Below are 20,386 nucleotides of genomic sequence, written 5' to 3'. Positions count from 1 at the left end.
GCTCAAGCCTTGTCCGAGGCCGAGTCGCCCGGTTGGCACCGGAGGCAGCAGAACCCGCATGCGACACCCCCATACGATCGACCTCCCCTCGTTCCGCAGTCTCGTGGTGGACGGGAGCCGGCACCTGCTCGAATCGACGCTGGTCCCGGCCGGTCTCTTCTATCTCCTGCTGACCCTGGTGAGCTTCGACAGCGGAGTCATCGCCGCGCTGTGCTGGTCGGTCGCCGTGGTCGGCACCCGGCTCGTGCTGCGCAAGAAGATCCCCGCGGTGCTGCTGCTGACCACGGCCCTGCTGGTCGCGCGCACTGTGCTCGGCCTGGCCACCGGCAGCGCATTCCTGTACTTCCTCCAGCCGACTCTACAGAATTTCCTCGTCGCCAGCCTGTTCCTGGTCTCCGCGCCGTTCAACAAACCGCTGCTCGCGCGGCTGGCCGGCGATTTCTGCGCATTCCCGGAAACGCTGTCCGGGCACCCCGGAATGCGCCGGTTCTTCCAGCGCGTCTCGGTGCTGTGGGGGCTGGTGTTCGCGGTGAACGGCGGCGTGACGCTGCTGATGCTCGCGCGGGAAACGGTCGGCAACTTCCTCATGGTGAGCACCGCGGGCTCGTACTCGGTGATCGGGCTGGCCATCGTCGGTTCGCTGTGGTGGTTCCGGCGTTCGCTGCGCTCGGCGGGCATCACGCTGCGCATGGGCCACAGTCCGGCCGCGCTGCCCGCCGCCTGATGGCCCGCACCGCACTCGTCACCGGCGCCTCGTCCGGCATCGGAGCCGCCACCGCGCGGCAGCTCGCCCGCTCCGGCGTCCACGTGCTGCTGCACGGCCGGAACGAGGACCGGCTGGCCGTCCTCGCCGGGGAAACGGGCGGCACCGTGCTCACCGCCGACCTCGCGGACCCCGGCGCCGCGGCGGAGCTTGCCGAACGCTCGCTGGCTATCACCGGATCGGTGGATCTGCTCGTCAACAACGCCGGCGTCGGCTGGGCCGGTCCCCTGCCGGAACTGTCCGGGGAACGGCTGCGGCAGCTGGTCGCGGTGAACCTCTCCGGACCGCTCGACCTGACTCGCGCGCTGCTGCCCGCGATGCTGGAGCGAAACCGCGGGCAGATCGTTTTCGTGTCCTCGATCGCCGGGCGTACCGGTGTCGCCGGGGAAGCGGTGTACGCCGCGGCTAAGTCCGGTGTGGACGCTTTCGCCGACAGCCTTCGATTCGAGTTGCACGGCACCGGAGTAACAGTAGGAATCGTAGTTCCTGGCGTGGTGCGCACAGAATTCTTCGAACGCCGCGGCCGTCCCTACACCCGCAGCACGCCCCGGCCAGTGAGAGCCGAACGCGTCGCCGCCGCCGTGGTGCGCGCCGCCGCGCATCCAGGCGACTACTACGTGCCGCGCTGGCTGCGGATCCCCGTCGCGCTGCGCGGCACGATGCCCGGCGTGTACCGCGCGCTCGCGGCACGCTTCGGCGCCGAAAGCTGACGGGTCCACGCAAACCTCCTCCCCGGGTGCCTCGTGAGTGGCAAAGCCGGTTAGAACCGGCATTGCCACTCACGAGACCCAAGCATGTCCGCTGTGCTGCCGCATCAGGGAAATTCCCCGATCAGGCGGTTTCGTCGGCTTCGCCGGGCGGTCCCCAGGCCAGCGCCAGCACCAGCGTCGCGCGCACGGCCGGGTCGTCCAGCGACGGCCCGAACAGGTCGTGCAGGCGGCCGAGCCGGTACGACACCGTCTGCGGGTGGATGTGCAGATCCTCCGCGACCGCCTTGCGGTCCCCCAGATGCAGCAGCCACGACGTGAGCGTGGTGGACAAGCGTTCCCGCGCGGATTCGTTCAGCTCGTCCAGCGGGGCGAGGGCTTGTCTTCGCAGCACGTCGAGCAAGCGGTCGTCGCGGTGCACGATGATCGCGTCGAGATGTTCGTCGGCGAACACCGGATCGTCGCTGAGCAGGTGGTCGCGGCGCAAGCGCGCGGTCACCTCGGCGATGCGCAGGCTGGCCGGGAGCCGGTCGAGCGGCACCGTCGCGCCGACCACCGCGCCGCCGCCGCGCAGCGCGCGAGCCAGCCACGCGCGCCGGCCGGGACCGCCCGGGTCCGGCACGATCGCCACGACGACACCGGGCCGGCGCAGCCGCAGGCAGCTGTCTTCGAGGCGGAACACCAATTCCCGGCCCAGTTCGTTCTCGTCCTCCACCAGCACGACCGCGGCGTGCTTCGGCAGCCGCCAGTCCGCGCGCATCGCCGCGGCCCGCACCGCCGCCTTGTCCGCGCGGTCGGACAGCAGCAGCGCGGTCAGTTCGTCGCGCAAGCGTTCCCGCGTGCGCACCGCGTCCGACTGCTCCTGCAGGTAACCGCGCAGCGAAGATTCCGAAAGCTGGTCCACCAGAGCGAACACGGTGGTGGCGAGCGAGGCGAACAGTTCAGCGGGCACGTCGAGATCGAGCGCGGCTTCCGAAACGTGCCGCCACGCCACGCGCGCTCCCACCCGATAGGCGGACAGCAGACTCGTGACCCGCCTGCCCTGCTGGAATTGCGCGCGCCCGATCTCCTCGAACACCGTCTGCTCGACGCCGGACCCCAGTTCCGGCAGCCGCTCGTCGGGTTCGGCCGCCATGTCGATCAGCCGCCGGACGAACCCCGCGCTGGCGGTGACGAGGTCGGCCAGTTCTTCGGTCAGGAACTCCGCGTAGTCGGGATGTTCGTCCGCGAGCTGGTCGCGGACCTCGTTGAGGATGGCGGGAAGCCGGCGGGTCACCACCGTTTCCAGTTCGTCAAGCCGGGTCACCTGATCTGGTCCCATGTGTCCGGGGGTCCTTCCGTCGCAGGCAGCGGGTCCTCGGGCCGCCTCGGGACATCCTGTCCCCACTTTGGCCTCTCGTGCCAAGTCGAAGCCACCGAAATTCGCTTTCCGGCGGCAGAAGCCGCCCGTCCGGGGGCGCGACACTGGCGGGGATGAGATCACCCTCGGCAATCCGTAACACTCCGGACACATCCGGGCTGCGGGAGAAACGGCGCGCGGAAAACTTCCCGGTGGCCCTGCGGGTGCTGCCGGAAAAGCTGCGCGCCGACCTGGTCGCGGTCTATTCCGTCGCGCGCACTGTGGACGATCTGGGCGACGAGGCCGAGGGCGACCGGGTCGCGCTGCTCGAGGAGTTCTCCGCGGACCTGTCCGCGGCGTTCGGCGAAAAAGAACCGAAAAATCCCGCTGTCCGCGGACTTCTCCCGGCGATCCGCGCCGGACGGCTGACCGAGGAACCCTTCCAGCGGCTGGTCCAGGCGAACATCCAGGACCAGCGCGTGCACCGCTATCCGGTCTACGCGGACCTGCTGGCGTACTGCCGGCTTTCCGCCGACCCGGTCGGGCGCATCGTGCTCGGCCTGCTCGGAGTGGACGACCCGGCCGCCGCCGAGCTGTCCGACCGGATCTGCACCGGGCTCCAGCTGGTGGAGCACTGGCAGGACGTCGGCGAGGACTACCGCAACGGGCGGGTGTACCTGCCGCAGGAGGATCTCGCCGAATTCGGCGTGGCCGAGGAGGAGCTGGGCGCCGCGCACGCGTCGCCGGAGATGAAAGCGCTGATGCGGTGGGAAACCGGCCGCGCCGCCACCCTCCTGGGTGGCGGCGCGGATTTGCTCGGGCAGCTGTCCGGCTGGGGGCGGTTCGCGGTGAGCGGCTTCCTCGCGGGCGGGCTCGCGACGGTCGACGCGTTGCGCGCGAGCGGCGGCGACGTGCTGTCCGCACCGGTCCGGCCGAGCCGGGCCGGACTGCTGAGTTGGCTGGGGTGGCTGCAAGTCGGCACGAGGAGGCGGTCCGGATGACGACAGTGGACGAGGCTTACGCGCACTGCGCGAGGGTCACCAAAGAACAGGCGCGCAACTTCTACTACGGAATCCGGTTGCTGCCGCCCGACAAACGCTCGGCACTGTGCGCGGTGTACTCGCTGGCCCGGATCATCGACGACATCGGCGACGACACCGAAGCGTCGGCCGAGGCGAAGCTGCAAGGGCTCGCCGGGGTGCGGAAATCCCTCGGCGACCTGTCCGCGACCGCCGATCCGGTGTACGTCGCGGTCGCCGACGCGGCGCGCCGGTACCCGATTCCGCTCGGCGCGTTCGAGGAATTGCTCGACGGCGTCGAGATGGACGTGACCGGCCGCGAGTACGTGCGGTTCGAGGAACTGGTCGAGTACTGCCGGTGCGTGGCGGGTTCGGTCGGGCGGCTGTGCCTCGGCGTGTTCGGCAGCCGTCCGGAGCCGAACGCGCCGGTGTACGCCGACGAGCTGGGGATTGCCCTGCAGCAGACCAACATCCTGCGCGACATCCGCGAGGACCTGCTCAACGGACGGGTGTATCTCCCCAAAGAGGACCTCGACCGGTTCGGCGTCGAGCTGTCCGTCGGCGCGGACGGGAAGCTGGCCGACCCCGGCGGCGGGCTCACCGCGCTGATCCACGACAGCGCCGCGCGCGCTCGCGACTGGTACTCCCGCGGTCTCCGCCTGGTGCCCTCTTTGGACGGTCGCAGCGCCGCGTGCTGCACCGCGATGTCCGGCATCTACCGCACCCTGCTGGACCGGATCGACGAACAGCCCGCGCGCGTGTTCGACCGGCGGCTTTCGTTGTCCGGCCGGGAAAAGGCGGTGGTGGCGTTCCGGGCGCTGACCGGGATCGGCCGATGACCGCCTCGGTCGCGGTGGTCGGCGGCGGGCTCGCGGGCATCGCCGCCGCGCTCGCCTGCGCCGACGCCGGACGGCCGGTGACGCTGTTCGAGGCGCGGCCGCATCTCGGCGGGCTCACCCATTCGTTCACCCGCGGCGAGCTTCGGGTCGACAATGGACAGCACGTGTTCCTCCGCTGCTGCACCGCTTATCGCGCGCTGCTCGACCGGCTCGGTGTCGCCGATCGGGTGATTCTCCAGCCACGGCTGGAAATCCCGATCCGCCTGCCGGGTTCGCCCGGGCCGACCTGGCTGCGGCGCGACGATCTGCCCGCGCCGCTGCACCTGGCCGGCTCGCTGTTGCGGTACGACCCGCTGCGCCCGCTCGACCGGGCCCGGTTCGCGCTCGCCGCGCTCGCATTGCGCCGGGTGGATCCGAAGGCGGACCGCACGGATCGCCAGTCCTTCGGGGAATGGCTGCGGCGGCACGGCCAGAGCGCGTCGGCGATCGAAGCGCTGTGGGATCTGGTCGGGGTGGCGACGCTGAACGCGACCGCCGACGACGCGTCGCTGAGTCTCGCCGCGACGGTGTTCCAGGAGGGGCTGCTCACCGATCCGGCCGCCGCCGACATCGGCTGGTCGCTGGTTCCGTTGCGGGAACTGCACGGCGATCCCGCCCAGGAACGGCTTCTCGAAGCCGGGGCGGACGTCCGGCTCGGCACGAAGGTGCGCGCGATCAGCGAAGGCTGGCAGGTGAGCACCGACCGCGGCGAGGAAACGTTCGGCCAGGTCGTTCTCGCCACTCCCCCGCCGGTGACCGAACAGCTCGCGCCCGCCGGGGCGATCGGGCTGCCGCCGGGCTGGTCCGGCGGGCTCGGCAGCGCGCCGATCGTGAACGTGCACGTGGTGCTCGACCGGAAAGTGATCGACGAACCGTTCGTCGCGGGCGTGCGCACCCCGGTGCAATGGGTGTTCGACCGAACCCGGCAGTCCGGTTTGGACTCCGGGCAGTACCTCGCGATGTCGCTGTCCGCCGCGGACGCGCAGATCGACCTGCCCACCGCGAAACTGCGCGAGCAGCTGCTGCCCGAACTGCTGACGCTGCTGCCCGAGGCGCGCGGCGCGCAGGTGCTCGACTTTTTCGTCACCCGCGAGCGGCACGCGACGTTCCGGCCCGGTCCCGGCACCGCCTCGCTGCGCCCGCCCGCGCGCACCGCCCTGCCCGGGCTGTACTTGGCGGGCGCGTGGACCGCGACCGGATGGCCCGCGACGATGGAGGGCGCCGCGCGCAGTGGCGCAGCCGCGGCCGCCGCCCTTCTTCAGCACAACGGTAAGAGGGAGGGAGTCGGAGCATGACCGCCGACGTATTTTCTGCCGCGAAGACGACACCTGTCCGCTCAGCGGTGCCGCCGGTGCTCGGCAGCGCCCGCGACGTCGTGCAGCCAGCGTTGCGCGCCGCCGTCGAGCGGCTGGACGAGACCAGCCGCGCGATCAGCGCCTACCACCTCGGCTGGACCGACCCGAACGGCGTGCCGGTGCAAGGCAACGGCGGCAAGGCCGTGCGCTCGGCGCTCGCCGTGGTGTCCGCGCAGGCCGCGGGCGCGCCGGTGGAAGCGGGCGTGCCCGGCGCGGTCGCGGTGGAACTGGTGCACAACTTCTCGCTCGTCCACGACGATCTGATGGACGGCGACACCGAGCGCAGGCACCGGCCGACCGTGTGGGCACTGTGGGGGTCCGCGAGCGCGATCCTGACCGGGGACGCGATGCTCGCGCTCGCCCAGGAAGTGGTGCTGGACAGCGGTTCCCCGCACGCGGTCGCGGCGGGGCGGCTGCTCACCGAGACCACGCGGCGGCTCATCCACGGCCAGTTCCTGGACGTCGGGTTCGAGCAGCGGGACGACGTCACGCTCGCCGAATGCGTGACGATGGCCGCCGGGAAAACCGGCGCGCTGCTGTCCGCCAGCGCCGCGATCGGGGCGGTGCTGGCCGGCGCGCCCGCCGAGGTGGCCGACGCGCTCGCCGTCTTCGGCGAGGAGATCGGGCTGGCGTTCCAGCTCGTCGACGACGTGCTCGGGATCTGGGGCGACCCTGCGGTCACCGGGAAATCGGTGTACTCCGACCTGCGGGCGCGCAAGAAGTCGCTGCCGATCACCTACGCGACCACCCGCGGCGGCGCGGCGGGCCGCAGGCTCGCCGAATGGCTCGCCGGGGACGACGACACCGACCTCGCGCGGATCGCCGCGCTGGTGGACGACGCGGGCGGCCGCGCATGGGCCACCGCCGAAGCCGCGCGGCACGTCGCCGCCGCGGAGCAAGCGCTGGCCGTCGTCCCGCCCGGCCCGCGCGCGGATCTTGTTTCGATCGCCCGTTTCATCGCCGGAAGGGAAGCGTGATGACCCAGACCGTCCCCCGGGCCTCCGCGCCCGCCGCCCGCACAGCCGCCGACACCGTCTCCGCCGCCGTGGAGTTCCTGCGTCGCGAACAGGACCGCGCCGGATGGTGGAAGGGCGAACTCGCCACCAACGTCACCATGGACGCCGAAGACTTGCTGCTGCGGCACTTCCTCGGCGTCCTCACCCCGCAGATCGCCGAGGAGTCCGCGCGCTGGATCCGTTCGCAGCAGCGCGCCGACGGCACCTGGGCCAACTTCCCGGACGGCCCGGCCGACCTGTCCACCACGGTCGAGGCGTGGGTCGCGCTCCGGCTGGCCGGCGACCCGGCGGACGCGCCGTGGCTGGCCTCGGCCGCGGAGTACATCCGCGAGCACGGCGGGATCGAGGCGACCCGGGTGTTCACCCGGATCTGGCTCGCGATGGTCGGCCAGTGGTCGTGGGACGATCTGCCGAGCCTGCCGCCCGAGCTGATCTTCCTGCCGTCGTGGTTCCCGCTCAACGTCTACGATTTCGCCTGCTGGGCCCGGCAGACCATCGTGCCGCTGACCATCGTCGGCACCCTGCGGCCGGTGCGGAAGCTGCCGTTCACTGTGGACGAACTGCGCACCGGCAAGCGCCCGCCGAAAACCCGCGCGCCGTGGACGTGGGACGGCGTGTTCCAGAACCTCGACACCGCACTGCACGCCTACGCCAAACTGCCGCTCAACCCAGTGCGGAAGCTCGCGATGAAGCAGGCCGCGGAGTGGATTCTGGCGCGGCAGGAGGCAGACGGTTCGTGGGGCGGGATCCAGCCGCCGTGGGTGTACTCGATCCTCGCGCTGCACCTGCTCGGCTACCCGCTCGACCATCCCGCGCTCAAGGCCGGGATCGCCGGGCTGGACGGGTTCACCATCCGCGAGAAAACCGACCAGGGCTGGGTGCGCCGGCTCGAAGCGTGCCAATCTCCGGTGTGGGACACCGCGCTGGCGATGACCGCGCTGCTCGACGCGGGTGTCTCCCCCGGCGACGAAACCCTGGTGCGCGCCGCCGAGTGGATGCTCGGCGAGGAAATCCGGGTGCCGGGCGACTGGGCCGTGCGGCGGCCTTCGCTGAAGCCGGGCGGATTCGCGTTCGAATTCGCCAACGACGGCTACCCGGACACCGACGACACCGCCGAGGTGGTGCTCGCGCTGCGGCGGATGGGCAAACCGGATCACCTGCGGATCCGCGAGGCGGTCGACCGGAGTGTGGCGTGGCTGGAGGGAATGCAGTCCAGCGACGGCGGATGGGGCGCGTTCGACGCGGACAACACGCAGGTGCTGACCACCAGGCTGCCGTTCTGCGATTTCGGCGCGGTGATCGATCCGCCGTCCGCCGACGTGACGGCGCACGTGGTCGAAATGCTGGCGGCGGAAGGGAAATCCGATACGCGCGAATGTCGTCGCGGGGTGCGCTGGCTGCTGGACAGCCAGGAGGACGACGGGTCGTGGTTCGGCCGCTGGGGCGCGAATTACGTGTACGGCACGGGTGCCGTGGTGCCCGCGCTGGCGGCCGCCGGGATCCCCGGGTCGGATCCGCGGATCCGGCGCGCGGTGCAATGGCTGGCCGAGCACCAGAACGAGGACGGCGGATGGGGCGAGGACCTGCGGTCGTACCAGGACCGGGCGTGGGCCGGGCGCGGTGATTCGACGCCGTCGCAGACCGCGTGGGCCTTGCTGGCACTGCTCGCCGCCGGGGAGCGGGAGTCCGAAGTGGTCAGCCGGGGCGTCGAGTGGCTGTGCGAACGACAGCGGCCGGACGGCGGCTGGGACGAGGACAAGCACACCGGAACCGGGTTCCCGGGCGACTTCTACCTTTCGTACCACCTGTACCGCGTGGTGTTCCCGCTGTCCGCGCTCGGCCGTTATGTCCGGGGCGGGTCATGACACCGATCGTCTGCACCCCGTTGCGGATCGAACAGGCCGCGCTGCGCGGGCCCGGCCCGCGGACAGTCCACACCGGACTCGGACCTCGCCGGGCCGCCGCCGCTGCGGCCCGGCTTCCGTCCGGGCCGCGGATCGTGGCGGGGGTCGGCGGCGGTCTCACCCCGGAGGTACGGCCGGGGGACGTGGTAGTCGCCACCGAGGTACGCGGTCCTTCCGGTGTTGTAACGGTGCCCTCTGCCCCGTTGCTGGCCGGTGCCTTGCGACGGCTTGGGCTCACTGTCCACGTCGGACCGGTCGTCGGCAGTTCGCGCGTGGTTCGGGAGCGCGAACGGGCGTCGCTGGCGGCGACTGGTGCGCTCGCTGTCGACATGGAGTCCGCGTGGCTTGCTGCTAGCGGTGAGCCGTTCGCTGTGGTTCGGGCCATTGTGGACACCGTCGGCGAACCGCTGCTTCACCCTTCGACGGTCTCGAATGGACTCGCTGGACTGCGAAGTCTTCGTCGGGCCGCTCCCGCGCTCACCGAGTGGGCCGAAGCGGCAGGACCTCGCACGGTGCTGCTGGCGAGCCCGCGCTCGTTCTGCGCCGGAGTGGAGCGGGCGATCGAGATCGTCGAGCGGGCGCTGGAGAAGCACGGGCCACCGGTGTACGTCCGACGCCAGATCGTGCACAACACCCATGTCGTGCACCGGTTGCAGGGTCTCGGCGCGGTGTTCGTTGACGAGGTGGAGGAAGTTCCGGAAGGCGCGACGCTGGTGTTCGCCGCACACGGCGTTTCCCCGGCTGTCCGGCGCGCGGCGGCTGATCGCGGACTGTCCGTAGTGGACGCGACGTGTCCGTTGGTCACCAAGGTGCACAACGAAGTCCGCCGTTACACCGGTCGCGGCGAGACCGTGTTCCTCATTGGACACGCCGAGCACGAGGAAGTCGAAGGCACCGTCGGCGAGGCACCCGAGAACGTGGTGGTCGTCGGCGATGTGGCGGCCGCTCGGACGGTCACCGCACGAGACCCGTCGCGGACCGCCTACACCATGCAGACCACGCTGGCGCTCGACGAGGCCGAGGAAATCGCGTCCGTGCTGCGCGAACGATTCCCTGGGCTTTCCGCGCCGCGCAAGGACGACATCTGTTACGCCACCACCAATCGGCAGCAGGCGCTGCGGGCGATCGCCCGCGACGTGGATCTGGTGCTGGTGGTGGGATCCGGGAATTCGTCCAACTCGCGCCGGCTGGTGGAAGTGTCCGAACGCGAGGGAACCCCGGCGGTGCTGGTGGACAGCTGCGGCGACGTCGACCTGCGCCGGCTCGCCGGGGCCCGGCGGATCGGGCTCACCGCGGGGGCGTCGGCGCCGCCGCGCCTTGTCGACGAAACGGTCGAGGCCCTGCGCGGATTGGGGCCGGTCAGCGTCGCGGAGAACACGCTGACGAAGGAAGAAATGACGTTCACCCTACCTCGGGAGGTGCTCTGAGCGATGGCCATGCCGTTGCGCCAGTCTCTTCGACTTGGCGGTTATCTGATGAAGCAGAAGCTGCTGCGCAAGGAGAAATTCCCGCTCCTGGTCGAGCTGGAACCGCTGTTCGCGTGCAATCTCAAATGCGGCGGCTGCGGCAAGATCGCGCAGCCGCACACCCTGCTGAAACAGCGGATGCCGGTGGAGCAGGCGGTCGGGGCGATCGAGGAGAGCGGCGCGCCGATGGTGTCGATCGCGGGCGGCGAACCGCTGATGCACCCGCAGATCGACGAGATCACCCGCCAGCTGCTCGACCGCAACAAGATCATTTTCCTGTGCACCAACGCGCTTCTGCTGCCCAAGCACATCCACAAATTCAAGCCGCACCGCAATTTCGCGTGGATGGTGCACATCGACGGGCTCGAAGAACGGCACGACGCTTCGGTGCGCAAGGAGGGCGGGTTCCAGGCGGCGGTCGACGCGATCAAGCTCGCCAAGGAAAAGGGCTTCCGGGTGATGACGAACACGACGTTCTTCACCGGGGACACCCCGCAGGACGTCATCGACGTCCTCGACTACCTCAACGACCTCGGCGTCGACAACATGCAGATCTCGCCGGGGTACGCGTACGAGAAGGCGCCGGACCAGGACCACTGGCTCGGCGTGCAGCAGACCCGGGAACTGTTCGCCAAGGCCTTCGGCGGCGGCAACCGGAAACGCTGGCGGCTCAACCATTCGCCGGTGTTCCTCGATTTCCTCGAGGGCAAACGCGACCTGGAATGCACGCCGTGGGGCATCCCGTCCTATTCGCTGCTCGGCTGGCAGCGTCCGTGCTACCTGCTGGACGACGGCTACGCGAAGACGTACCGGGAACTCATCGAAACCACCGAATGGGAGAACTTCGGCCGCGGCAAGGACCCGCGCTGCGCCAACTGCATGGCGCACTGCGGCTACGAACCCACCGCGGTGATCGCGACGCTCGGCTCGCTCAAGGAATCCGTCCGGGCCGCCGTCGGACACTGACCCGCTGTCCGTGAGGGGAACCCTGAGGGAGTCTGGGTTCCCCTCACTTTGCTGTCGTGAGGGGAACCTTCGCCGCCCCTGATTCCCTCAGGGCCCCGCACGGCGTTTGCCGTGCGCGCGGCGGACGTGCCATGATGGCCGTATGCGTGCGCAGCGATTTCTTCGCCCCCGGGCAGTGCCCGGGGGCTGCGCGTGCGCGCCGGGTTCCGCCCGCTGACGCCTCGCGTCTCCCCTCACTGCCCGGGGGTGAAGTCCAGTACTTCACGACCCGAAGTGAGGAACCCCTCCCGTGGACACCCTTGAACCAGCCTCGACGCTGCGCCGGATCGCCGCGCTGACCGAGGCCGCACTCGCCGACCTCGCGAAGGCCAGCACCGCAGCCGCCGTCGCCGACGTGCGCCGTTCCGTGCTCGGCAAGTCCAGTCCGCTCGCCGCCGTACGCCGCGAACTCGGCCGCTGCGACCCGTCCTCCCGGAAACAGCTGGGTCGCGCGCTTTCCCAGGCGCACCAACGCATTGCTTCCCTCATCGAGGAGAAACTGGCCGCCGAACCGGCACTGGACCATCCGCTCGACCCCACCGTCCCCGGCATCGCACCGCCGACCGCCGGACTGCATCCGGTCACCCAGCTGAGATACGACCTCGACGACGCCTTCCGCGCACTCAACTTCGAGATCGTCGAGGGTCCGGAAATCAGTTCGGGCGAGGCGGAATTCGACCGGCTGAACTTCCCCGCCGACCACCCGGCGCGCGAGAGCATGGACACCTACTGGCTGACCGACGGCCGGTGCCTGCGCCCGCATCTGACCGGCGCGAGCGTCCGGTACCTGAGCACGCACGAACCGCCGGTCCGGATCGCCTACCCGGGCCGGGTCTACCGCAACGAAAGCACCGACGCCCGGCACGAGCGGGCGTTCTTCCAGTACGAGGTGCTGGCAGTGGACGAGACCGTCCCGCTCGCCACCGCCCGGTTCCTGGTCGACACCATTCTCGGCACAGTGTTCGGCGAACCGGTGCGGACACGGATGCGCGCCGGGTATTTCCCTTTCGTAGAGCCAGGTTTCGAGATCGACATGATCTGCCAGGTGTGCGCCGGGCGCGGCTGCCGCACCTGCGGGCGGACCGGCTGGCTCGAGGTCATGCCCGGCGGCAGCCCGCATCCGCACGTGCTGCGCGCCGCCGGACTCGACCCGGCGCGGTGGTCCGGCTGCTATCTCAACGTCGGACTGGACCGGCTCGCGATGATGCGCTACGGCATCGGCGACGTCCGGTCTATGCACAGCGCCGACCTGCGCTTCCTCTCTCAGTTCTCCTGAAAGGCCTTGCCGTCGTGAAGATTTCCCGGGAATGGCTCACCGACTACGTGCCGCTGCCCGACTGTCCGCCGGACCGGTTAGCGCACGACCTGACCTTGAAAACCGTCGAGGTCGAGGGCTACGACACTGTCGACGGCGACGTCGTCTTCGAGATCGACAACAAATCGCTCACCAACCGCCCCGACCTGTGGGGACACTACGGAATCGCACGCGAGCTGTCTGTCCTCTATGGACTATCACTGGCCTCACTCCCCCGCATCCCTCGGCCGCCGCGCACCACCGGCCTCGTCCGCGCGGCAGATCCTTCCTGGCACCAGCGAATCCTGGCACTTCAGTGCACAGTAGACAGTTCCGTCCCAGCTCCGGATTTCGTCCGCGACCGGCTCCGCAGAATCGGCGAACCGAGCCAGAATCTGTGCGCCGACCTGAGTTCCTACGTGATGTACGCAATCGGACAGCCGAGCGACGTCCGCGCGTCCGGCGACTCCATCGTGTTGGAGATACCGACGCTGGTCCCGAGCCAAGCCCGCCGCGGTGCTCGGACCGAAGCTTCCGTACGCCAAGAGAAAGGACTCGACACTCAGCGCGCCGACCAAGCCGCCGACCTGTTCCTCCACCTCCTGACCGAGACCGACCCGTCAGCTGTGGCGCTCGGAGAGGAAGACATCGTCCTCTCCGCCACTCGGCGAGCCGAAATCGAGGTAAGCCTGACAGAGATCGAACAGCGGATCGGCGTCCGGCTGCCCCCGGACGAGATCCTCCGCATCCTCCGCGCCCTCGGCTGCACCACCGAGATCACCGGCGAGCTGCTGCGGGTCGTCGCTCCGTCGTGGCGCTCGACCGGCGATCTCTCGCTGCCGGTGGACATCGTCGAGGAGCTGGCGCGGATCCACGGCTTCGACGCACTGCCCGCGCGACGGCCCGTCGTGGAACTCGCCCCGCGCCCGAACCGGCCGCCGTTGAGCCGTCAGGTCCGGGAGGTGCTGACCGCCCGCGGCGGAGCGACGGAAGTCTTGACGTACCCGTGGTCCGCCGATCACCTGCTCACCGCGTGCGGACTGGACGCCAAGCTGACGATCGACCATCCCCCAGCCCCGGACCGCAGCCGGCTGCGCCCCGCACTGGTCCCGAACCTGCTCGAAGCCGCAGCCGCCAACCTGCGCTACTACGACGAGTTCAGTCTCTGCGAAGTCGGCGCTGTCTTCGCCCCGGCCGAGCGGACCTCTGCCGGAATCTTGCTCGCCGGACCAGACGGAACCGACCTGTTCCGCCGGGCCAAAGGGCTGGCCGAGCTGATCCGCCGGCACTGCCATCTCACCTCGCTGGACCTGTCCGGGGCACCCGACCTGGCCTGGACTGACCAATCAGCACGATTGGCATGTCACGCGGACGGCCGCCCTGTCGGCACGATCGCGCTGGTCCGGCCAGCTGTGCTCCGGGCGGCGGGCATCGGCCGGGGCGCGATCGCATGCGTCGAACTGGACCTCGACGCACTGCGCACGCACCCGTCGCGGGAGAACCGCTACGTCCCGGTCGGCGATCTGCCGGAGTCGGACTTCGACCTGTCCGTCCTCGCCGCCGACACCGTGCCGTGGTCGCTGGTCGCCGACACCGCGACACAGGCGCACGCCCTGGTGCAGCGGGTGGCCTACGTCGGCGAGTACCGGGGTTCGCGAATTCCGGCGGATCACCGGTCGCTCACCTTGCGGGTCACCCTTCGCCCGCGTTCCGCGACGCTGACCGCGGGCGAAATCGCCGCGGCCCGCTCGAAGGTGCTGGCTGCACTCGAGCGGGCCGGGGCGCGGTTGCGCTGAAACTCAGCCGAGGCCGGATTGGGCGATGACGTGCGCGATGCTGATCCGCACCGCGGTGAATCCGCCGTGGACAAACGATTCGGCGAGGTCCGCAGCGGACTGATCGGGGTAGTACCGGCCCGCGATCCCCGCCGCGACACGCTTGACCTCGTCCGGCTCGGCTGAGATTCGCGCTTGTCCTTCAATGGTCACGAAGCTGTACGGCTGCCGCTCGTCGCTGACGCAGACCGCGACGCGTCCGTCCCGCGCCAGGCTTTTGCCTTTGACGCTCCCCGGAGACAGGGCGAAGGCGAGTTCGTCGCCGTCGAGGACGAAACAGATCGGAGTGACGTGCGGGCGTCCGTCGGCGCGGGAGAGGGCCAGGTGGGCCAGTCGGGTTCCCTCGGCGAGGAAGGCTCGCCATTCGCTGTCGGTCATGGTGGTCATCGGTGCGTTCCTTTCGGTTGATCAACGCTGGGTGCGGTCACGAAGGGATCCGGAAACTGCTTGCTGTGCCAGGAAAAGCAGGAGTCCGGCGGCCAGTGCCACGACACCCAGCCACATCCGTCCGGCCTGCTCCAGCAACGCCGTGCCGATCATCGGGCCCAGGACCGCGCCGAGGCTCCACGCGCTCGAAGCGACGCCCATGTACCCGCTGCGCAGATCGGTCGGCGCGAGGGCAGCGAACGTAGCGCCGAACTGAACCGCCAGCCCGATCTGCCCGAGACTGAGAATGAGGACCGCGACGGCATAGCCAGCAGTGCTCTGCGTAACGGCGGCCAGACCGCCGCCCAGCCCCGCCAGCAACATCGAAGCGGCAAGCACCGTCGCGCGGTTGCGATGCGCCAGCACAGCGACGGCCACCGGTTGCAGGACGACGATGGCGAGCCCGTTGAGAGCAAGCACAGCGCCGTAGGTGGCGGAGCTGAGCCGCTGAGCCGTCATCAGCAACGGCAAGGTCGCGAACGCCTGCATGAGCAACGTAAAGCAGCCCACGTGAATCAGGGTCATGGTGATCATCAGCCGGTCGGCGAGCAAGGCTGGCAGCAGCGCACGCCGAGTGCGGCTCACGGCCGAACGGGTCTCCGGCACCGCAGTCACCACGATCAGGGCCGCGGCCAGCATGGCGACTGCGTTCAACCAGAACAGCAAGCCGTAGCCGCGACTCGCCAGCACCCCGGCAACCGTTGCGGCGACGGCATATCCGAGATTCGCCGCCCAGTAAAGAAGGCTGTACGCCCGCACTCGCTGTTCCGCCGGAAGGTCCGCCACCGCCGCCGATCCCGCCGGGCGGAAGAGCCCCGCAGCGAGACCGTAACCGGCCGCCGTGCCCCAGATGACCGGCGTCGCACTGGCAGATCCCAAGGCAGCCAAGGCGATCGCCGTCCCGAGAAACCCGAGGAGCATCGTCTTCCGCCGCCCGATCCGGTCCCCCAGCCAGCCCCCGAGCAGTTGCGACCCGAAGTCGCCGATGCCCACAGCTGCCACCACGGCACCCGCTGCCGTCGGGGTCATCCGCTGGTGCTGCGTCAGATACAGCACCAGCATCGGCTGTACGAACGAACCGGCTCGCGCGACGAGGTGGCACGCCCCCAGCGCCCACGCGAGAGACGGCAACCTGCTGGCCGGAGTTCTCTCGGCGGTGATCGTTGCGACTGTCATGGCTTCGACGCTAGAAGCGCCGAGAGATTAATAAAAGCGATTGTTTACGATCATATCCATCGCTATCTGCTATACATAGCCATGGCCGACCTCGATCTGCGACAGCTGACGACGATGCTCGCGATCGCCGAGGAGGGAACGTTCTCCCGGGCGGCGAACCGGCTCGGCTACACCCAGTCGAGCGTGAGCCAGCACATCGCCGCGCTGGAACGAGCCCTCGGCGGCGCGGTGTTCGACCGGCCGGGCGGCCCGCGGCCGGTGCGGATCACGCCCCTCGGCGCCGTGGTGCTCGAACACGGCCGGGAGGTGCTGGCGAAAGCCGACGCGCTGGGCCAGGCGGTCGACCGGTTCAAGGCCGGCGACGGCCGGATCGACGTCGGCACCCGGCAAAGCGTTTCCCACGCCATCCTGCCGACCGTGCTGCGCCTGCTGCGGGAGGAGCATCCCCGCTGCGAAATCCGGCTCTCGGAAGCGGACGAGCCTCGGCTCGGCGACCTGGACCTGTTGTTCTACGACGGGCTGATCAGCGACGAAACGGACCACGTCCTGCTGCTGGAAGACCCCTATCTGGTGGTCGCGCCTCCCGGAGACCTGCCGGCGGGCCCGGTGTCCGCGCGGAAACTGGACGGCAAGCCGATGGTGGCCTGGCCGGCGACCTGCGACCAGCCCAGACTGGAAAAATCCCTCGCGGACGCTGGTGCCCGGCCACGCATCGTGTTCCGGTCCGCGGGCAGCGAAACGATCCTGTCGATGGTGCGCGCCGGAATGGGCCTCGCCGTGCTGCCGTGGCTGGCGATCCATCAGGTCGTCTGCCGCGACTGCGGCGCGATCCACGGCCCGGAGGGGTGGCCGGACCTGCAGGTGCACGACCTCGACCCCACTCCCACGCGCGCGGTCTACCTGCACTGGCCGCCCGGCCGCGGCGCCCAGTCCCCGCTCGCGGCGCGGACTGTCGAGGTCGCGGTGGAGGTGGCGCGCGAGCTGGCTCGGCAGGCTCCGGCAGCGCGGGGGTGATTCGGGGGCGCAACCCGCACCCTCGGAGCCGCTGTTGAAGTCGGACGCGAACCGGCCCAGCAAGCCCCGCCACAGCACCACCGCACCTGGGACACCGCCGCACCCGCGCTACCGAGACGCACGCGAACCGAACAGCCGTCTCCCGCGAACCGCCCCCGCCGCGCCCAGCCACCGGGTCGAGGGTGCCGCCCGCACCCTCGACCGACCGCCCTGATCAGGCCACCGTCGCGTCCACCGTGACCTCGATGCTGCCCCCGAGCGCCTTCGAATACGGGCAGGTCTGATGCGCCGCGGCGGCCAGCGCGTCGGCAGTCTCCTGGTCGACGCTGGAAAGCTCCAGGTGCAGAGCGGCACTGAGCCAGAAGTTCGCATCGCCGTGATGCAGCGTCACATCCGCGACGACCGCCAGGTCGGCCAGCTTCACCTTCCGCTGCGCGGCGGCGATCCGGACCGCGCCCATGAAACACGACGACCAGCCGGCCGCGAGCAGCTGTTCCGGGTTGGTCGCACCGCCGTTGCCGCCCAGTTCCTTCGGGATGGCGAATTTCAGGTCGAGCGCACCGTCGGACGAAACCGCGCGCCCGCCGTTGCGGCCCTCGCCGGTGGTGGTGACGACGGCGGTGTAAGTGGTTTCAGACATGATTTTCCTTTCCCAAGAATTTCAGAAGCCGCTGAGGACGGTGCCGGTGAGCGCCGCCAGTGCGCCGAGAACTTCGCGGAACACCAGGGTGATCGGGTCCATCGGACTGTTCCTTTCGAGTGGAGACCGAGCCGGTCTCGGCGACGAGAGAACCTTCGCACGCGCATTCATCACCGGTCAAGATGGTTACGCATTTCTGTGACCTGCTACTCATAACCCCCTAGAGCGGTTAGCCTTGCTTGCACCCTGATTCATCACCTGTCAGACTGGTGCGCATGGAGCACGCCTTCCCCTGCGGGAACCCGGCACTGGACTTCGTCGGCACGCTGCGCGCCCGCCGCAACGATGAGCCGGCGGAGATGCTGGGGTCGCCGCGCAGCCTGGACGCCTGGTTCCGGGAGTCTGGCGTCACCGACACCGATCCGGGGAGCACGGCCGCCGACCTGGCCGGGGCGATCGCGGTCCGGGAAGCGATCTATGCGCTGGTCGCGGCCCGGCTGGTCGGCCAGGAATACGACCCGGAGGCGTTGGCCCTGGTCAACGAGGCGGCCGCGCAGCCCGACGCGGTTCCGCAACTGAGCCGGACCGGACGGCACGTCCAGGCGACCGCGGGACAGGCGCTGTCGACGGTGGCGCGGATCGCGGTGACGATTCTGGGCGGCCCGGACGCGGATCTGCTCAAGGAATGCGGACGCCCGGAGTGCACGCAGGTCTACCTGGATCATTCGCGCGGATCGCGGCGCGAATGGTGCGCTATGGCGACCTGCGGGAACAAGATGAAGGCCGCGGCCTACCGCGCGCGACGGCGGGGCAATCCCCCGTTGGCTCCCTCCCGGCAATCCTGACCGGGGCCGCGGTCAGCCGGTGGGCAAGGGGGTCAACGCGGCCTGGGCGACACCGCCCGCCGCCCAGCGGATCAGTACTCCCTGGTCCGGATTCTCCATCAGGGCAAGCACTTCGGTCCGCGCCGTCAGTTCTCCGGCCTCGGGATGCCGCAGCACCGGGAGGCCCCGGCCATTGACCGCACGAATTGCCGACCCGGGGAGAGAAGCTCGCGATGAGGCCGCTCCACGCCGCGTCGTCCGGACGCGTTGCCCCGGGCCTGCGCAGCATCGACGACCTCGTCCGGCAGGACAAAACCCACCAGGTTGCGATCCCCGCCGCCCCGCCTGACTGGATCTCGCGCATGCATTGCCGAATCCCGTCGTGACGACCCGATCGCCAGGGCTCGCCCGCCTGACCAGCCGGAAGACAACCTGACCGCACTGACGGCCGAACTGGCCGCGGCCAGCGCGGTCCCACGCAGCATCCCGCGCTCGCCAGCGGCCACCCGCACGGCACCCGAGGCGATCCGCAGATCGGAGACCAGCACCGACCGACACCAGCCCCCGCCTCCGGAACGAGCCGCCCGTCTTGCCGACGCTATTGCCAGCCGCACGACCCGACCCGGCAGAAATGACCCGCCGCGAAGACGAAACCGTCCCCGTCCGCGCGAACACCCAACCGTCCAGTTCAGCATTCCCGGCCGAATCTGTTCAACCCTCCGGAAGTCGGGGATTTCGAAGGCCGGGCAGAATCGCTGCACCGGATCACCCCGCTCCACCGATTTCCGTGCGCCCGCGCAGCTTCGCACTGTCCACTATAGACAGTCGCAAGCAGAAGGAATCACGCTGGGTGGCCATGATCCGCGCCCTTGCCACTCGTCCGGCGCAATCCGCGGAAGCCGACTGGCAAGCACCACAAGAGACAGTGGTCTTGCTTGACAACGTTGACAGATAACCGCGAGTGCGCCTTTCTTTGCCAGCTGTTGACCTTTCCCGAGCCCCGGGCGTATGGTCTAGACCAAGAAGCCCACCCCCTTCGCTCTCTCCTGGTGCGGGCCGGCTCCCGGAAAGCCGGTGCGTCGCTTTGTCGTACCCGCACCGGAAAAAGAGCATTCCCCGAAGGAGCTGCCCATGAAAGCGAACCGGAAACTCGTCGCCGCCGCGGTAGGCACGGCGATCGCGCCGGTGCTCGTGCTGATCAGCCCGGCAGGAATCGCCAGCGCGCACGGGTATGTCAACGCGCCGGCGAGCCGGCAGGCCCAGTGCGCGCAGGGAACGGTGTCCTGCGGCCAGATCAAGTACGAACCGCAGAGCGTGGAAGGGCCGAAGGGGCTGCACAGCTGCAATGGCGGCAATGCCCAGTTCGCCGAGCTGAACGACAACAACAAGGGCTGGAAGGCGACGCCGGTCGGTTCCTCGGTGGCCTTCACCTGGAAGTTCACTGCCCGGCACCGCACGTCCAATTACGAGTACTGGATCGGCAACGACAAGATCGCCACCGTGAACGGCGGCGGCCAGCAGCCCCCGGCGACGGTCACCCACAACGTGAACCTCAAGGGGCACACCGGAAGGCAGACGGTGCTCGCCGTCTGGAACATCGCGGACACCGCGAACGCCTTCTACGCCTGTATCGACCTGCAGGTCAGCTGACCCGCACAGTCCACAACAGACACTGAGGCACGGGCCGTGGCGGCGGCCCGTGCCTCAGTGCGCGCCGAGGACTGC

The 20,386-nt window shown here is 69.7% G+C and carries 19 protein-coding genes; 14 read left to right on the top strand and 5 right to left on the bottom strand.

The window, feature by feature from the left end:
• Positions 1-58 precede the first annotated feature (58 nt).
• Together ACWGIC_RS15000 and ACWGIC_RS14995 are read left to right on the top strand one after the other, a co-directional pair.
• The gene (locus ACWGIC_RS15000; RefSeq protein ID WP_452076487.1) at positions 59-724 is read left to right on the top strand and encodes a VC0807 family protein; all 666 of its coding nucleotides are present in this window, start codon (positions 59-61) and stop codon (positions 722-724) included.
• Positions 724-1,473: an SDR family NAD(P)-dependent oxidoreductase gene (locus ACWGIC_RS14995; protein ID WP_452076486.1), complete on the top strand. Its 750-nt coding sequence runs from the start codon at positions 724-726 to the stop codon at positions 1,471-1,473. The genes ACWGIC_RS15000 and ACWGIC_RS14995 overlap by 1 nt, the downstream gene beginning before the upstream one ends.
• 121 nt (positions 1,474-1,594) lie before the next feature.
• Here the strand turns inward: ACWGIC_RS14995 and ACWGIC_RS14990 are convergent, their stop codons facing one another.
• Positions 1,595-2,791, bottom strand: a complete 1,197-nt coding sequence (locus ACWGIC_RS14990) for a PucR family transcriptional regulator (protein WP_452076485.1) — start codon at positions 2,789-2,791, stop codon at positions 1,595-1,597.
• A gap of 152 nt (positions 2,792-2,943) precedes the next feature.
• Here ACWGIC_RS14990 and hpnC point away from each other — a divergent pair, with 152 nt between their 5' ends.
• From hpnC to ACWGIC_RS14945, 9 genes are all read left to right on the top strand, one after another.
• Positions 2,944-3,810, top strand: a complete 867-nt coding sequence (hpnC, locus tag ACWGIC_RS14985) for a squalene synthase HpnC (protein WP_452076484.1) — start codon at positions 2,944-2,946, stop codon at positions 3,808-3,810.
• Positions 3,807-4,667: a presqualene diphosphate synthase HpnD gene (gene hpnD / locus ACWGIC_RS14980; RefSeq protein ID WP_452076483.1), complete on the top strand. Its 861-nt coding sequence runs from the start codon at positions 3,807-3,809 to the stop codon at positions 4,665-4,667. Before hpnC ends, hpnD begins: the two co-directional genes overlap by 4 nt.
• Positions 4,664-6,001: a hydroxysqualene dehydroxylase HpnE gene (hpnE, locus tag ACWGIC_RS14975; protein WP_452076482.1), complete on the top strand. Its 1,338-nt coding sequence runs from the start codon at positions 4,664-4,666 to the stop codon at positions 5,999-6,001. The genes hpnD and hpnE overlap by 4 nt, the downstream gene beginning before the upstream one ends.
• Positions 5,998-7,038 (top strand): polyprenyl synthetase family protein, encoded by a 1,041-nt coding sequence (locus tag ACWGIC_RS14970; RefSeq protein ID WP_452076481.1) that lies wholly within the window; start codon positions 5,998-6,000, stop codon positions 7,036-7,038. The genes hpnE and ACWGIC_RS14970 overlap by 4 nt, the downstream gene beginning before the upstream one ends.
• Positions 7,038-8,942 (top strand): squalene--hopene cyclase, encoded by a 1,905-nt coding sequence (gene shc, locus ACWGIC_RS14965; RefSeq protein ID WP_452076480.1) that lies wholly within the window; start codon positions 7,038-7,040, stop codon positions 8,940-8,942. The genes ACWGIC_RS14970 and shc overlap by 1 nt, the downstream gene beginning before the upstream one ends.
• Positions 8,939-10,408, top strand: coding sequence for a 4-hydroxy-3-methylbut-2-enyl diphosphate reductase (gene ispH / locus ACWGIC_RS14960; protein ID WP_452076479.1), 1,470 nt, complete (start codon positions 8,939-8,941; stop codon positions 10,406-10,408). Before shc ends, ispH begins: the two co-directional genes overlap by 4 nt.
• A 3-nt stretch (positions 10,409-10,411) precedes the next feature.
• Positions 10,412-11,413: an adenosyl-hopene transferase HpnH gene (hpnH, locus tag ACWGIC_RS14955; RefSeq protein WP_370938363.1), complete on the top strand. Its 1,002-nt coding sequence runs from the start codon at positions 10,412-10,414 to the stop codon at positions 11,411-11,413.
• Positions 11,414-11,702: 289 nt separating this feature from the next.
• Entirely contained in the window at positions 11,703-12,728 is a 1,026-nt protein-coding gene (locus ACWGIC_RS14950) for a phenylalanine--tRNA ligase subunit alpha (protein ID WP_452076478.1), read from the top strand.
• 14 nt (positions 12,729-12,742) lie between these two features.
• Positions 12,743-14,542, top strand: a complete 1,800-nt coding sequence (locus ACWGIC_RS14945) for a phenylalanine--tRNA ligase subunit beta-related protein (protein WP_452076477.1) — start codon at positions 12,743-12,745, stop codon at positions 14,540-14,542.
• A gap of 3 nt (positions 14,543-14,545) precedes the next feature.
• Here the strand turns inward: ACWGIC_RS14945 and ACWGIC_RS14940 are convergent, their stop codons facing one another.
• Together ACWGIC_RS14940 and ACWGIC_RS14935 are read right to left on the bottom strand one after the other, a co-directional pair.
• Positions 14,546-14,968 carry a PPOX class F420-dependent oxidoreductase gene (locus ACWGIC_RS14940; RefSeq protein ID WP_452076476.1) on the bottom strand — a complete coding sequence of 141 codons (423 nt, stop codon included), beginning with the start codon at positions 14,966-14,968 and terminating at the stop codon, positions 14,546-14,548.
• A gap of 21 nt (positions 14,969-14,989) precedes the next feature.
• Complete coding sequence (locus ACWGIC_RS14935; protein WP_452076475.1) at positions 14,990-16,183, bottom strand: MFS transporter; 1,194 nt, start codon at positions 16,181-16,183, stop codon at positions 14,990-14,992.
• A gap of 81 nt (positions 16,184-16,264) precedes the next feature.
• Between ACWGIC_RS14935 and ACWGIC_RS14930 the strand changes: the two genes are divergently transcribed.
• Entirely contained in the window at positions 16,265-17,197 is a 933-nt protein-coding gene (locus tag ACWGIC_RS14930; RefSeq protein ID WP_452076474.1) for a LysR family transcriptional regulator, read from the top strand.
• A 214-nt stretch (positions 17,198-17,411) separates the two neighbouring features.
• On the opposite strand, the gene ACWGIC_RS14925 is transcribed toward ACWGIC_RS14930, so the two are convergent.
• Positions 17,412-17,837 (bottom strand): Ohr family peroxiredoxin, encoded by a 426-nt coding sequence (locus tag ACWGIC_RS14925; protein WP_452076473.1) that lies wholly within the window; start codon positions 17,835-17,837, stop codon positions 17,412-17,414.
• A gap of 275 nt (positions 17,838-18,112) precedes the next feature.
• On the opposite strand from ACWGIC_RS14925, the gene ACWGIC_RS14920 reads away from it, so the two are divergent.
• A complete protein-coding gene (locus ACWGIC_RS14920; protein ID WP_452076472.1) occupies positions 18,113-18,682 on the top strand; it encodes a CGNR zinc finger domain-containing protein in 570 nt (189 codons plus the stop codon).
• 12 nt (positions 18,683-18,694) lie between these two features.
• Here ACWGIC_RS14920 and ACWGIC_RS14915 read toward each other — a convergent pair whose 3' ends face one another.
• Entirely contained in the window at positions 18,695-18,838 is a 144-nt protein-coding gene (locus tag ACWGIC_RS14915) for a hypothetical protein (protein WP_452076471.1), read from the bottom strand.
• A 954-nt stretch (positions 18,839-19,792) separates the two neighbouring features.
• Here ACWGIC_RS14915 and ACWGIC_RS14910 point away from each other — a divergent pair.
• Positions 19,793-20,311: a lytic polysaccharide monooxygenase auxiliary activity family 9 protein gene (locus tag ACWGIC_RS14910; RefSeq protein WP_452076470.1), complete on the top strand. Its 519-nt coding sequence runs from the start codon at positions 19,793-19,795 to the stop codon at positions 20,309-20,311.
• The last annotated feature ends 75 nt before the right edge of the window (positions 20,312-20,386 follow it).

It is taken from the genome of Amycolatopsis sp. NPDC054798, from assembly GCF_053611505.1.
Note: the sequence above shows the minus strand (reverse complement) of the source record. Positions and strands in the feature narration are given on the sequence as shown.